Below are 14616 nucleotides of genomic sequence, written 5' to 3' on the forward strand. Positions count from 1 at the left end.
AATAAATTTTTTATGAGCTGCTATTTGCAGTAAACTATATTACTCAAATTAATATTGTCTTGATGAATATAGAAATAGGTGCGAAATGCTGGATGTATGCTTTAGACTTGAGACTTTTTTATAAGTCTAAGCCTTATTACTTGCCTAATCGCACTGTACCCCATAAAATTCTACTTTTCTTTGCAAGGCGGGGGTAACAGCACATGGGGTGGAATGAGCCGGATAAGGACAAGAATAAAGATCCATGGAGTGGAAAAAATCAGCCGCCGGATCTGGATGAAGCGTTGAAACGTTTGCAGGACAAGCTTAAAAAAACATTCCTAGGTGGTTCTGGCAAATCTGATGGTGGGCGTTCTGGCACTAGCTCCGGCGGCGGTATTTTGATTGCCATTATTTTTTTAATTGCGTTCATACTGTGGGCTCTTTCTGGGATTTTTATTGTGGATCCTGCTGAAAAAGCAGCCATTCTTCGTTTTGGTAAATATGTAAAAACAGTTGGGCCTGGACCTCATTGGATTCCTCGAATCATTTCCTCAAAAGTGGTTGTTAATGTTGATCGTGTTTCTGACTACTCTTATTCAGCGCAAATGTTAACAAAAGATGAGAATCTCGTTTCAGTTGCTTTAGTGGTTCAATATCGTATTGGTGATCTTGAGGATTATTTATTTAATGTTGCTGATCCTATTGAAAGTCTACAACAAGCCACATCCAGTGCTCTCCGACAAGTTATAGGTCACACGACGCTGGATGAGATTATCACAGAAGGTCGCGAGGCATGGGGCAGTAATGTTCAAGAATCATTGATCAATATCCTTTCTGGCTATAAAACAGGGATTTTAGTCGTGAATGTTTCACCACAACCTGCTCGCGCGCCTGAAAATGTTCAGGATGCATTTGATGATGCAATTAAAGCTCAGGAAGATGAGAAGCGCTTTAAAGAGCAGGCCCGTGCCTATGAGGCACGGGTGGTGCCTATTGCTGAAGGAAATGCCATGCGGATTCTTGCGGAAGCCAAGGCCTATTCAGAGCAGGTTGTTTTGCGTGCAAAAGGTGAAACGGCAGAATTTCTGGAATTGTTACCAGAATATTTACGCTCACCTTTTGTAACTGGAGAGCGTATGTATTTAGAGGCAATGCAACAGGTATTATCCAGCAGCAGTAAAATTATTGTGGATGGCAAGTCTGGAAATTTATTGTATTTGCCATTAGAAAAGTTAATCGGACAATCTTTCTCTGGTAAAAATAACAATCATGAGTTGACTAAAAATGATAATTTGACAGAGCAAGACAGTGTGAGTACTTTGTTCGATGGCCGTGAAATCGTGCGGCCAACGGCGCGTCCGGGGAGGAATTATTGATGAATGCAATGAAAGCAATCCTAACCATCCTGGTTTTTATCTTATTACTGCTGATTTTTACCAGTGTGTTTACAATTACTCAAGGACAGCATGGAATCTTATTGCGCCTGGGACGATTGGTGGATGATCCCAAGACAAAGAATGTGAAAGTTTTGGCACCGGGGTTACATTTTAAGATACCTTTTATAGAATCGGTGCGTGTGTTTGATACACGTATACAGACATTGGATATTAAATCTTCGCGGATTGTTACCAAGGAGAAAAAGGATGTTTTGGTTGACTATTATGTAAAATGGAAAATTAATGATCTGGCTCACTATTTTAAGGCAACTGGAGGCAACCAATTTAAAGCAGAAACGCTGCTGGAGCAGCAGTTGAATACGTCTCTCCGTGCTCAATTTGGTAAACGAACAATTTCAGACGTTGTGTCGGGTGGTCGTGATGATGTGATGGTTGTGTTGCAGGAAAAAGCAGAGCAACAAGCCAATAAATTAGGAATTTATGTGGTTGATGTGCGCATTAAAGGCATAGAGTTGCCGGCAAGTACTAGTAATGCTATTTATCAGAGGATGCGGGCCGATATGCGAAAAATTGCCGAAAGGCATCGGGCAGATGGACAGGCTGCTGCTGAAGCAATTCAGGCTGCCGCAGATGCAAAAGTGACGGTATTAATCGCAAAAGCACGTAGTGAAGGGCAAAGCATACGTGCGCTTGGTCAAGCCAAGGCAGCTGCAATCTATTCACAAGCTTTTAGTAAAGATAAGGACTTTTTTGCACTTTACCGCAGCTTAAAGGCTTATGAAGGTAGTTTTAATAGCAAACAAGATATTTTGGTTTTAGACCAAAGCAATGTATTTTTTGAGTATTTTAAGCACGGATTGTCAAAAGGCAATAGTATTGAAGTCAGGAATTAACTATAATGCTTTTCTTGTAAAAAGGGTTAAGCGTACTTAACCCTTTTTTATTGGAGATGGGATCTGTGTTAATTAATTTTCTTTCAGCACTTGCTTTAGTATTTGTATTTGAAGGATTAATGCCATTTGCTTTTCCTGAAAGATGGAAAAAACTATTGTCAAGAATTACGGAACAGGATGAAAAAGTTATACGTATTTCTGGTTTTTTAAGTATGATGGTGGGCGTTATTTTACTTACAATCATACATCAATTCGTAAAATAAGAGTTTTATCATGGGTAAGAATGTTGTTGTTATCGGTACGCAATGGGGTGATGAAGGGAAAGGAAAAATTGTTGACCTTTTAACCCAGAATGCTCAAGTTGTTGTTCGCTATCAAGGCGGACATAACGCTGGACATACCTTGAAGATTAACGGAGAAAAGACTGTTTTGCGCCTTATTCCATCAGGTATGCTTCGTCCTTATGTTCAATGTTATATAGGCAATGGCGTTGTGCTGTCTCCCCAAGCATTGCTTGATGAAATTAGAGAGCTGGAACATAAAGGAATTGATGTGCGTAGTCGTTTGCATATCAGTCAAGCTTGTCCATTGATTTTACCTTCTCATATTGCTTTGGATAAGGCTCGGGAGTTGCATAAGGGAAAATCAGCAATCGGCACGACTGGCCGTGGTATTGGACCGGCTTATGAAGATAAAATAGCGCGCAGGGCTTTGAAAGTCAGTGATTTGCTTGATCAAGAACGCTTTGCAACTAAACTTTCTGAACTATTGGAATACCATAATTTTTTATTGACCAATTATTATCAGCAGCCAGCTATTGATGAGCAATTGTTATTGCAGGAATCCGCAGTTTGGGCGGAAGAACTCAAGTCATTGGTAACGGACGTCACTACCTGTTTGCATGAACATCGTAAAAAAGGCGATGCCATTTTATTTGAGGGAGCGCAAGGTGTTTATCTAGATATTGATCACGGTACCTATCCTTTTGTTACGTCTTCTAATACGTGCGTTGGCAGTGTCGTAAATGGCGCTGGATTTGGGCCGCGGTATTTGGATTATATATTGGGAATTACAAAAGCCTATACTACTCGTGTTGGCGGCGGTCCTTTCCCCACAGAGCTGCACGACGATATTGGACGTCGATTGGCTGAGCGGGGCAATGAATTTGGGGCAGTAACCGGACGCCCACGTCGCTGTGGCTGGTTTGATGCAGTTTTATTAAGACGCTCCATTGAACTTAATAGCCTTTCGGGCTTATGCATCACCAAGCTTGATGTATTGGATGGCTTGGAAACGGTTTGTATTGCCGTGGCTTATCGGGATGCTCAGGGCAAATTACTCACACGCCCTTCACCAGCGGCAGAGCATTTTGAGGGGTTGGAGCCTGTCTATGAAGAACTTCCGGGATGGAAGGAATCAACAGCGGATGTGACAGAATTATCACAGCTACCTGCCAATGCATTGGCTTATTTAAAACGTATTGAAGAATTGTTAGATATTCCTATTGATATGTTGTCGACCGGACCGGAACGTGATTCTACCATCATTTTGCGCGATCCTTTTTCCATTTAAGCACCTTTGTGTGTACCTGTCCCTCTTCATGAGGGACAAGCCATGTCTTAGCCTTCTTTGATAGCACCACAGGCTATGCGAGCACCGCCGCCGCCAAGCTCGGGCTTATCACTGTAATTATCTCCGCCCGCATGAATCATCACAGACGTGTTTTGAAGATCGCTGGTTTTTAAACGTGGTACCAAGGTGATTGTATTGGCTGTTCCATTTTTATTGACGTACAACACTGGCAAATCGCCTAAATGCCCTTGTCCATAAGGTCCTTGATGCGTGCCTGTTTTTTGTGGGTCAAAATGTCCGCCAGCCTCCATGCCTTTATCGCTGCAATCAGGATGTTGATGCAGATGGAACCCATGCAGGCCCGGCGGTAAATCTTTCAGATTTGGGGAAATCAGTAGACCGTATTCAGTGTCTTTAAAGACCACTTGTCCAAGTAACTGATGGCTACTGTCTGTAGTATAAATCTTGGCAGTAACTTCTGCAGCATAACTGGTGGTTATGCTTAACACAAAAGACGTAAAGATAACCGGTAGTTTTTTCATATTAATTCCCTATAATTCTTTTCCATGGCTAAGCATTATAGCATACAATTAATTTGGAATGTATGAATCATGCCTAGACCTATGCCTGGTCAGAGTATTCCATGTTTGATAAAATATTAAACTTTTTGTTTCTTCGGTGTCTAATCATGACGTCGTTTAAAATAAATTGCATGCTTGCTGCTACCATTGTATTGTGGTCTTCGGCATTTGTTGGCATACGCATCGGTTTAGTTTCTTTTACTCCAGGCTCGCTGGCCTTATTGCGCTTTCTTGTTGCGTCTATATGCATGCTATTCATTTATCCAAGCATACCATCGTATGGGAAAATACGATGGCGTGACCGGTTGCAACTTCTCTTATTGGGAACGGTTGGTATTGGTATTTATAATATTTGCCTCAATTATGGTGAGCTCAGCGTATCTGCTGGTGTGGCAAGTTTCATCATTGGATTAATGCCAATCATGACCTTGCTTTTGTCGATTGTTTTTCTCAAAGAGCGTCCAACGTTTAAGATGTATTTAGGAATTACTGTAAGTTTTTCAGGTCTTTTCTGCATGGGGCTTGCTGAGAAGGCGCATGCTTCAGCGGTTGGCCATGGCATACTGGCCATATTGCTGTCGGCGTTAACGGGCGCTGTATTTACGGTAAGACTTAAGCATTATCTTAACTATTATCACCCGATAAAAGTAGCTGCCTGGACAATATGGGGAGGAACGTTATTTTTGATGATGTTTACTCCTGTATTGCGGCACGAAATTCAAAGTGCATCGTTGAATGCGATCATCGCCAGTATCTATATGGGCATTTTTCCAGCTGCTCTCGCCTATATTGCCTGGAGTTATATTTTAAATTTCATGCCTGCCTCAAAAGCCGCCATTTATTTATATGCATTGCCGGTGGTTTCCACGCTTTTAGGTTTTACCTTGCTGAATGAGCAGCCTTCTTTTATTTCATTTACTGGCGGTTTGCTGGCTCTTACTGGGGCATTTCTGGCTTCTTATCAACGCCAGCATTTGCCTGCCGTTTTGCAAGAGAAGTCTGATAAAGAGATTTCCATGGAATGACGCCGATCATGCCACCCAAAGTAACTAGTACACAGGCGAGAAAAAGTTCAATAGAGGGTTTCGCCATTCCAAACAGAATTAAAAATAATATAGATAATATTGGATTTCCGTAAGATAAAATGGTCAACAGTTTAAAGTCACCCCGTTTGATGCCAAAATCCCAGAAAAAATAAGCTAGGCACTGCGTTGTCATGCCCATCATGATCAAAATTACCCATTGTTCCCATTGCGGTAAAATGGGGATTTCCAGATGAATATGAAGGAATAAAGAGCAAATTGCTCCAATGCCGCAATAAATTCCAATGATTTCTATTGGGGATTTGCCATAATGGCGGGCCATTAAAGTATAAGCTGACCATACTAAAGCATCGAGAAAGGCAAGGACATAACCGAATAAATATTGACGTTCAAATCCCTGATCATTCTGGCAAATTAAGATATAAATACCCGCAAATCCCATAGAGGCGGCAAGAAGATGACGAAAACTCAATTTTTCATCAGGTAAGAAACCAGTCAATAAAATAACAATAATAGGCCATAAGTAATTAATCAAATCAGCATGGGCAGCGGGGGCATGCTTAAAAGCAACGATGTAGAGTAAGTCATTACCATAAATACCAAGGAGGCCAACCGGCCATAAAAACCATGGTTGTTTTAATTTTGACCACTGGCGGTATAAAGTCAATTTGATGGAAGATAATAGAAAACTGACTGAAAATACGATGGCTAATGATTCAAATACAGGCAGTGATTTAATTTTTACTACGAAAGGAGCAGCTAGAGCCCAGAAAATAAGTGCACTGTAGCCTATTAGGGTAGGATATTGTTTGATTGGCATTCTGAAGCCGTATTCATTTGCATGAACAAGACATGTTAGCAATCGCATTCTTGATTATCAAATCTCGCATAATCCTTATTGATGGGTATATACTCATTTGTTTATTCTCTGACATGAAAACGATTATGGAATTATGTATTGATAATACCCCTTATAAAATGCTCTTTCAGCCATTGGATTTAGGGTTTACTCAGTTAAAAAATCGTCTTTTAATGGGGTCGATGCATACTGGGCTTGAAGAAGATAAGGAAAATTTGCAGCGATTGGCTGCATTTTACCGGGAGAGGGCACAGGGAGGCGTTGGCCTTATTGTAACAGGAGGATTTGCTCCAAACCGTTCTGGTCGCCTGGCGCCATTTTCAGCAAAGTTGACTTCCATAAAAGAACAACAACGTCATGAAATAGTGACGCATACGGTGCATGAATCAGGTGGAAAAATTGCTTTACAAATTTTGCATGCCGGTCGATATGGATACCATCCTTTCATTGTGGCTCCAAGCAGCATTAAATCGCCTATTAGTCCGTTTAAGCCTTGGGCGATGAGTAAACGTCGCATTTTAAAAACCATCAAGCATTATGCGCGATGCGCACGATTGGCAAAAGGTGCTGGTTATGATGGTGTGGAAATTATGGGGAGCGAAGGTTATCTAATCAATCAATTTATTGTGAAGCACACGAATCATCGCAGTGATGAGTGGGGCGGAGCATTTAGTGACCGTATCCGATTTCCTGTGGAAGTGGTTCGCCAAGTGCGTGAAGCGGTGGGTAATGATTTTATTATTATTTATCGTTTGTCCATGTTGGATTTGATTAGTAATGGCAGCAGCTGGGAGGAAGTCGTTGAATTGGCCAAAGCCATAGAGGGGGCTGGAGCAAGCATAATTAATACTGGCATTGGCTGGCATGAAGCACGTATTCCAACGATTGCAACGCTTGTGCCGCCAGCAGCCTTTACACAAGTAAGTAAACGTTTGAAGCCAGAAATCTCTATCCCTCTTGTGACCTCCAATAGAATTAATACACCAGAGTTGGCTAATGCGCTGTTAGAGGATGGTGTGGCCGATATGGTATCCATGGCAAGGCCTTTTCTTTCCGATCCATTATTTGTCGAAAAAGCCAGATTGGGCGACAGTAAGGCCATTAATGTATGTATTGCTTGTAATCAGGCGTGTCTTGACCAAGTATTTGTCAATAAAAAAGCGTCTTGCCTGGTGAATCCAAGGGCAGGAAATGAAACGGAGCTTGTTTATCAGACAGCAACACATCCTAAGAAAATTGCTGTGGTGGGCGGTGGGCCTGCCGGTCTTGCGTTTGCTGCAGTGGCTGCAGAACGAGGTCATCAGATCACGTTGTTTGAGAAAATGGATAAACTTGGTGGTCAGTTTAATTTAGCGACGAAAATCCCTGGAAAAGAAGTTTTTCAACATTCTATCAATTATTTTAGTCATCAGTTGGAACGGTTTCAGGTTGATGTTCATCTTAAGACTGAAGCTGAGCTTGATCATTTGGTGGCATTTGATGATATTGTTCTAGCTACTGGCGTAGAGCCTCGAATACCCAAGATACATGGCATCAATCATGAAAAAGTAATGACCTATATTGATGTGATTCAAGGTCGAAAAATTCCTGGGAGACGAGTGGCTGTTATGGGTGCAGGGGGGATAGGATTTGATGTTGCGGAATGGTTGACTCATAGACGACATGGTCAGGATCTTCAACCTTTTCTCGATGAATGGGGGATTGATATTACTGTTGAGCATCGGGGTGGGCTAAAAAAACCGAATATTCATCCAAGTCCACGCCAAGTTTATTTAGTTCAGCGCAAAAAAGAAAAAATGGGAAAACGTTTGGGTAAGACAACTGGTTGGATACATCGCTTAAGTCTAAAACACAAGCAAGTTCAAATGGTACCTGGTGTTACTTATGTGCGTATTGATGATGAAGGATTGCATGTGATCATGGATGAGAAGCCGCAGGTTTTGGCGGTTGATTCTATTATTATTTGCACAGGTCAAATTGAGTTGCGACCATTATTTGAACCATTGAAGCAGGCTGGGCGCTCAGTTCATTTAATTGGAGGTGCTTTCAAAGCGTTGGAATTGGATGCACGTCATGCCATTGATCAGGCATGTCGATTAGCTGCCTTGATTTAGAAATGGATTCCCGCTTGCGCGGGAATGACAAAAATATGAGCAGGTTAGTTATGATCGCCTATTATCTATCTAAAATGGCATGATCTTGCCTAGGATGGCTGTATTTTGCTTCTCGCCGGTTGAAAATAACAACTTCAATGTAACATGGTATGTGACATTTCTATTTTGCTGCGACACATAAAAATAAAATTAAAGTGCACAATGATGAAAATTTTGCTATTATAGTGAGCAATTTTTGCATTGTTTAGTCTATTTTTACATTATTTTGATTTCTAGGAAATTTATGACTCAAGAATTAACGACCTTCGCTTCGCTGGGATTATCGACTATTTTATTGCGAGCGTTGGATGATTTGCAATTTGTAACCCCTTCCCCTATTCAACAACAAACGATACCTTGGTTGTTACAAGGTCGTGATTTGGTTGGTTTGGCCCAAACCGGTACTGGTAAGACAGCGGCTTTCGCATTGCCTATCTTGCAATGTCTTGCTACGCATCAACTGGAAACACAAGCACTGATTATAGCCCCTACTCGGGAGTTAGCCATTCAAGTTGCAGAGCATTTTGAATCTTTAAGTGCACACCAATGCGGTATTCGGGTGGTTGTGCTTTGTGGAGGTCAAGATTATCGACCTCAATTGAAAAAACTGCGAGAAGGTGCACAAATTGTTGTAGGAACACCAGGTAGAGTGCTTGACCATCTTGAGCGTGGTACTCTGCAATTAGCAAACTTAAAGACTTTTGTATTGGATGAAGCCGATGAAATGCTACGCATGGGATTCATCGAGGACGTAGAAACCATTCTGGCAAAATTGCCTGCTAAGAAACAAATGGCTTTGTTTTCAGCAACGATGCCGACTCGTATCCGTCATATTGCCAGTCGTTATTTAAACGATCCTGTTTCTGTAGAGATTCGCACGGAAACGGCCACTGTAAAAAGCATTGAACAACGGTTTCTCTTTGCGTCTCAACATCAGAAGCCAGGGGCTCTACTACGCGTCCTTGCTGTTGAAGATCATCAAGGCGTTATTGTTTTTGTTCGAACCAAAAGTAGTGCCGATGAAATAGCCGAATTTCTCCAGCAACATGGCCATCATGCCATGGCGATTCATGGCGATCTGACACAAGCTTTGCGTGAGCGAATTATTGCTCAATTCAAGCAAGGTGCAATTGATATCTTGGTTGCGACGGACGTTGCTGCGCGTGGTTTAGATGTTGAACGTGTGACGCATGTTATTAACTATGATATTGCTCATGATTGTGAAACTTATGTTCACCGTATTGGTCGTACTGGGCGAGCAGGTCGCAGTGGGGTGACAATTTTATTTGTTACTCCAAAAGAAAGCAGAACACTTAATATTTTGGAGCGCCATATTCGTCAACGCATTGAAAAAATAAAAGTTCCAACGGACGAAATGATTCAGGCAGTCAGGCAGCAGCGTTTTTTATCGAAAATCAGCGTACGCCTGCATCATGAGCATTTGTCCGATTATTATCGAGTGATAGAGGATTTTATAAAGAAACATGATGTTTCCGCCGTCGATGTGGCAGCTGTTCTTGCCTTATTACTGAATCACGATAAGCCGTGGCAATCTGAATTGTCTCTTCCCAAACTGGAACAACAAGAGCATGGGGCAAAAAGAAAGCCTGTTGAATTCCGGAGTGAACGTAAAACAAGCAAATCGGAGAAGGGGCGAAGACGGTCCAATGATGAATACACGCAAGAATTGTTTCGACTTGATGTAGGGAAGGCTCATGGTGTAAAACCAGGCAATATTGTTGGCGCAATTGCAAATGAAGCTGGCCTGCAAAGCCGGTTTATTACGGGTTTAAAAATTCATGATTATTATTCAACGGTGCGATTGCCTAGTGGAATGCCTAAAGAGGTCATGCATGAGCTAAATAAGGCATGGGTTTGTGGCAGACAATTGAAATTGACTTCACTGGGAATGGATTAATTCAGCCGGAAATTAATCGGTCTTGATGATTCGACTCATTGATTGTGCTTCATCTTCAATACTATAATCATTCATTCCATGGATAAACCAAGAGTATGGCATGAAAATTTTGATTACTGCGTTTGCTTTATTGTTTTCTTCATTGATTTCAGCCACGCCGTTAAACAAAATAGTAGTCTTTGGCGATAGCTTGTCTGATAATGGCAATTTGCATGAATACATGAAGCGTCAGTTTCCTTCAGATCCACCTTACTTTCAAGGGCGCTTCAGTAATGGGCCCGTCTGGATTGAGTTATTGACGTCTGGTTATTTCCCAGATGATCTTCCTCCAAAATCCCCCGATGATCCTCCTCAACATCATCTCCAAAATTATGCGTTTGGAGGTGCGGGAGTTTTGGACGAAGAAGAGGATGATCCAGAATCTGCGCTATTTACGTTACGTCGTGAAATTGATAGTTATTTGCTTGCTCATCATGATAGAGCGGATGAAAATAGTTTATATGTAGTATGGATTGGTTCTAACAATTATTTAGCCATTCCAGAAGATTCAGAAAAAGCATTGAATACAGTGCTTGGAGGAATCCAAAGAGATATCAAGCGCTTGATTGAGAAAGGCGCGAGGAATATCCTTGTTGTCAATCTGCCAGATTTAGGTAAAACGCCTGCTGCGTATGACTTTAATGAAACGGAGCGTTTGTCTTATCTTTCCGAAGAGCATAACCGTCGATTGCGCAACAATGTATCCGAATTGGAAAGAGAGTATCCAGATGTGCGTTGGATATATTTGGACGTGGGTGAAATTTTCCATGATGCTATTACTTCACCGGAAAAATATGGGTTGTTTGCCAGCAAAATTGCAAGCACTTGCTATGATGTAGAAACGACTGATGAGCCTTCTTCTCAAACGATGTTAAAAATGGCATCCAAAGTGCAGGCACTTCATCATGGTGAGGGAAAAGATCCTTGTGAGGGATATTTATTCTTTGATCCAGTGCATCCTACCGCCTTGGCCCATCAGATTATGGCAGATATCTCAAAAACACTTCTGGATGAAAAAGGAGTTGAGTTCGGCTAACTCTTGTTTTTCCATTGCATGTCAAAGCTTAGGCAGAGAGTTCTCTGCCTTTCTTGCTGAAGCTCAAGAATGTGAAAAACTGCTATGCTAGTCATTCGAAGACGTCCACATTAACCCCATCCTTTGCTTGCGCAAATCTCTTCATACGCTTTGCGAATTTTCTGTGTTTTATCATTCGCCATTTTTATCATTTCTTCCGGTAAGCCTTTGGCAATTAGCTTATCTGGATGATTGCGGCTCATTAAGCGTCGATAGGCACGTTTTACTTCTTGTTTACTGGCGGTTGAGTTTATCTCAAGAATGGCATAGGCATACTCGAGGGTGTTTTTAGGAGAGGGTGTGTATGGTTGCTGTCTGTAAGAGGATTGATGATTAGAGTGTTGATGATTGGAACGATGGTTGAAATTCTCATAGAAACGGTATTGTTGTTGTAGCGGTGCAAAACCCAGATGGTTGAGGATAAGATTTATTAATTGAATCTTGTTGGCGGTTAGTCCGTCAATTTGGGCCGCTTGATATTGAATATCAATAAATAGTTTTAATAGTTCGGGATTATCTTGAGAAGCATTCTTTAGTAAAGTAAGCGTATATTTTAAATTGAAATTGCTTTTTTTACCTTCATTAAAAAAATGTTGTGCTGCTTTTTTTTGTTCGTGATTAAGACCCATTTGTTTCATTAAGGTTATGGCCATTTTTATTTCTTCTTCAGAAACGCGACCATCGGTTTTTGCGATATGCCCCATTGTGGAAAAGGTTGCTTCAAAAAAAATCTTCTGAACTTTTTTTCGCGTTTCTGCATAGTATTGCCAGTAAGGTCGGGAGAAATGTTGGGCAAGTCCCCGGTCAAAAAAATTACCGATAAGGATCCCAAATAAAGCACCGGCAGGGCCTGCCATTAAAAACCCAAAAAATGCGCCAATCAATTTTCCCCACCAGCTGTGGGTAGTGAATAATTGACGTAGATTCATTTTAAGCTCACGATTGTTAAGAGGTGACATTTCAAATACGTATTAAAGTGCATCAAAAAAAAACTTTTAGGTTTATTATTTTACAAAATAAATATAAAAAATACCATATTATAAAATAATAATTTTATATCATAATAGTAATTTTAGCTGTACTTCTTTGATATTGAGAGACAATAATTTTGAATTTTTTTTTACATTTAGTGGCGAGATCGCGGTACAATCTTTGATGTTTTCTCATAAAGAATAGGATTGCTGACATTTAATCCAAGCTTTGGGTAATCCGATTGTTTATGGAAGTATTATTTTCAATTAATAAAAGATCTTTCTTTGTATGCGCCGCTTTTATACATTTTTTCTTTACTTGCTGATTCCATTTTTAATCATCCGGCTTTATTGGAAAGGACGACGTCTGCCCCAGTATCGTCGACGTATTTCTGAACGTTTTCAATTGGGTGCTATTGAGCCATCTGAAGTGGATGTATGGATTCATGCTGTTTCTTTGGGAGAAGTAGTGGCAGTCACGCCAGTGATTGATGCTTTCTTGGAGAAAAAGTATCGGGTGATGGTAACTACAATGACGCCTACGGGGTCAGAACAGGTGAGCAAACGATTTGGACAGCGTGTTGCTCATCAATATCTTCCTTATGATTTGCCTTGGGCGTTGCGTCGTTTTTTTAAAAAAATAAATGCACGCATCGGTATTATTATGGAAACTGAATTATGGCCCAACGTCATTTTTGAAGCAAACAGAAGAAATCTGCCTTTATTGCTTGCCAATGCACGATTGTCGGATGATGCTTTTAAAAGCTATCAAAAAGTCAGGTTTTTCTTTAAGCCAATCTTGCAACAATTCACCGAAATTATGGCGCAAAGCGAAGAAGATGCAAGACGATACGTCGCATTAGGTGCACCTTCTCAGCACATGTCAGTACTTGGAAATCTGAAGTTTGACTTGCAAATAACCATTTCTAAAGACAAAAATTTCCCTCAATTTAAAGAAAAATGGGGGAAAGAGCGGGTGGTGTTTATTGCTGCCAGTACTCATGATAATGAGGAAGAGCAGTTATTAATTCGTCTGACTGAGCTGAAACAAGCAATTCCTTCACTGTTACTATTGATTGCGCCTCGCCATCCAGAGCGATTTCAAACGGTTTATAAATTAAGTAAGAAGCTTGGCTTTAATACGGCCTTGCGTAGTCAATTTTCTACTATTGATACGCATTCAGACGTCATTATATTGGATTCTTTAGGAGAGTTACTTGGCTTTTACCAATTAAGTGATTATGCGTTTGTTGGTGGCAGTCTCGTTCCCATTGGTGGCCATAATCTTTTGGAGCCAATTGCTATGCAAGTTCCTGTCTTTTCTGGTCCTTATGTCTCTAATGCCAAGGCCATCAGTCGGGATTTATGTGTTGCAGAAGCAATTCAGCTGGTTAAAGATGCCGATGAGCTTATGCAATCGATTTGCAACATGCATGCCCACCAGGCAATCAAGGAACGACAGGTTAGTAATGCAAACGCCGTGCTTCGTGCCAATCGGGGATCAGTAGCGCGTCTTATGAAAAAGATTGAAGCGATTTTAAGTCATTCAGACAAATCCATTTAATTATGGCCATGCAGGCATGTCTCTAACATGCCTGCGATCTATGGCTTGAAGACCAGAGTAATCAATTCCCTTGATTTTGTCGTTCTTTAATTTCAGACAGTGTTTTGCAATCGATGCATAAAGTCGCTGTGGGCCGAGCTTCCAGACGACGTAAGCCAATTTCGATACCACAGGCTTCACAATAGCCAAAATCGTCGTCATTCAGCCTTTCTAAAGCGTCTTCAATCTTTTTAATTAATTTTCTTTCACGATCGCGGGTACGTAATTCGAGACTGAATTCTTCCTCCTGGCTGGCGCGATCAGAAGGATCAGGAAAATTCGCAGCTTCATCCTTCATATGGGTTACTGTGCGGTCAACTTCTTCCATTAGAGATTGACGCCATGCCAGCAAAATTTTTTCTATATGTGCCAGCTGGTGTTTGTTCATGTATTCTTCGCCCTCTACTTCTTGATAAGGGGCAATGCCCATGCTACTTACTGCATCACTTTTCACGTTATGCTCACTCTCATTGTTTAAATCAATTAATTGCTCTGGCATATCAGCCTCCTGCTGCCGTGCATCCTGTCAA

Annotated in this window: 13 protein-coding genes; 9 read left to right on the forward strand and 4 right to left on the reverse strand. The window is 41.1% G+C overall.

The features are described 5' to 3' along the window. Window positions 1–203: 203 nt before the first annotated feature. From hflK to E1O52_RS00175, 4 genes are read left to right on the forward strand one after another with little or no spacing between them, the layout of a single operon-like run. Complete coding sequence (gene hflK, locus E1O52_RS00160) at window positions 204–1358, forward strand: FtsH protease activity modulator HflK (protein ID WP_133126733.1); 1155 nt, start codon at window positions 204–206, stop codon at window positions 1356–1358. After that, entirely contained in the window at window positions 1358–2272 is a 915-nt protein-coding gene (gene hflC, locus E1O52_RS00165; RefSeq protein ID WP_133126734.1) for a protease modulator HflC, read from the forward strand. Before hflK ends, hflC begins: the two co-directional genes overlap by 1 nt. A 56-nt stretch (window positions 2273–2328) precedes the next feature. Further along, the gene (locus E1O52_RS00170; RefSeq protein WP_133126735.1) at window positions 2329–2535 is read left to right on the forward strand and encodes a DUF2065 domain-containing protein; all 207 of its coding nucleotides are present in this window, start codon (window positions 2329–2331) and stop codon (window positions 2533–2535) included. Between the two features lie 10 nt (window positions 2536–2545). Continuing rightward, entirely contained in the window at window positions 2546–3844 is a 1299-nt protein-coding gene (locus E1O52_RS00175; RefSeq protein WP_133126736.1) for an adenylosuccinate synthase, read from the forward strand. Window positions 3845–3891: 47 nt separating this feature from the next. Here E1O52_RS00175 and E1O52_RS00180 read toward each other — a convergent pair whose 3' ends face one another. Further along, window positions 3892–4386, reverse strand: a complete 495-nt coding sequence (locus E1O52_RS00180; protein WP_133126737.1) for a superoxide dismutase family protein — start codon at window positions 4384–4386, stop codon at window positions 3892–3894. 146 nt (window positions 4387–4532) lie between these two features. Between E1O52_RS00180 and E1O52_RS00185 the strand changes: the two genes are divergently transcribed. Next, window positions 4533–5450, forward strand: coding sequence for a DMT family transporter (locus E1O52_RS00185; RefSeq protein WP_133126738.1), 918 nt, complete (start codon window positions 4533–4535; stop codon window positions 5448–5450). Here the strand turns inward: E1O52_RS00185 and E1O52_RS00190 are convergent. Further along, on the reverse strand, window positions 5362–6336 hold the full coding sequence (locus E1O52_RS00190) for a DMT family transporter (RefSeq protein WP_133126739.1): 975 nt from the start codon (window positions 6334–6336) through the stop codon (window positions 5362–5364). The two genes, E1O52_RS00185 and E1O52_RS00190, sit on opposite strands and share 89 nt — an antisense overlap. 77 nt (window positions 6337–6413) lie before the next feature. On the opposite strand from E1O52_RS00190, the gene E1O52_RS00195 reads away from it, so the two are divergent. The 3 genes from E1O52_RS00195 (at window position 6414) to plaA (ending at window position 11473) form a co-directional block, all read left to right on the forward strand. Beyond that, a complete protein-coding gene (locus tag E1O52_RS00195) occupies window positions 6414–8441 on the forward strand; it encodes an NADPH-dependent 2,4-dienoyl-CoA reductase (RefSeq protein WP_133126740.1) in 2028 nt (675 codons plus the stop codon). Between the two features lie 283 nt (window positions 8442–8724). Continuing rightward, window positions 8725–10398: a DEAD/DEAH box helicase gene (locus tag E1O52_RS00200; RefSeq protein WP_133126741.1), complete on the forward strand. Its 1674-nt coding sequence runs from the start codon at window positions 8725–8727 to the stop codon at window positions 10396–10398. Window positions 10399–10498: 100 nt separating this feature from the next. Continuing rightward, complete coding sequence (gene plaA / locus E1O52_RS00205) at window positions 10499–11473, forward strand: GDSL family lysophospholipase PlaA (RefSeq protein WP_133126742.1); 975 nt, start codon at window positions 10499–10501, stop codon at window positions 11471–11473. Between the two features lie 110 nt (window positions 11474–11583). Here the strand turns inward: plaA and djlA are convergent, their stop codons facing one another. Continuing rightward, window positions 11584–12441, reverse strand: coding sequence for a co-chaperone DjlA (djlA, locus tag E1O52_RS00210; protein ID WP_133126743.1), 858 nt, complete (start codon window positions 12439–12441; stop codon window positions 11584–11586). 331 nt (window positions 12442–12772) lie between these two features. Here djlA and waaA point away from each other — a divergent pair, with 331 nt between their 5' ends. Beyond that, the gene (gene waaA / locus E1O52_RS00215) at window positions 12773–14047 is read left to right on the forward strand and encodes a lipid IV(A) 3-deoxy-D-manno-octulosonic acid transferase (RefSeq protein ID WP_133126744.1); all 1275 of its coding nucleotides are present in this window, start codon (window positions 12773–12775) and stop codon (window positions 14045–14047) included. Window positions 14048–14108: 61 nt separating this feature from the next. Here the strand turns inward: waaA and dksA are convergent, their stop codons facing one another. Then, window positions 14109–14585: an RNA polymerase-binding protein DksA gene (gene dksA, locus E1O52_RS00220; protein ID WP_133126745.1), complete on the reverse strand. Its 477-nt coding sequence runs from the start codon at window positions 14583–14585 to the stop codon at window positions 14109–14111. Between the last annotated feature and the right edge of the window lie 31 nt (window positions 14586–14616).

Source organism: Legionella nagasakiensis (assembly GCF_900639915.1).
GTDB lineage: Bacteria > Pseudomonadota > Gammaproteobacteria > Legionellales > Legionellaceae > Legionella_A > Legionella_A nagasakiensis.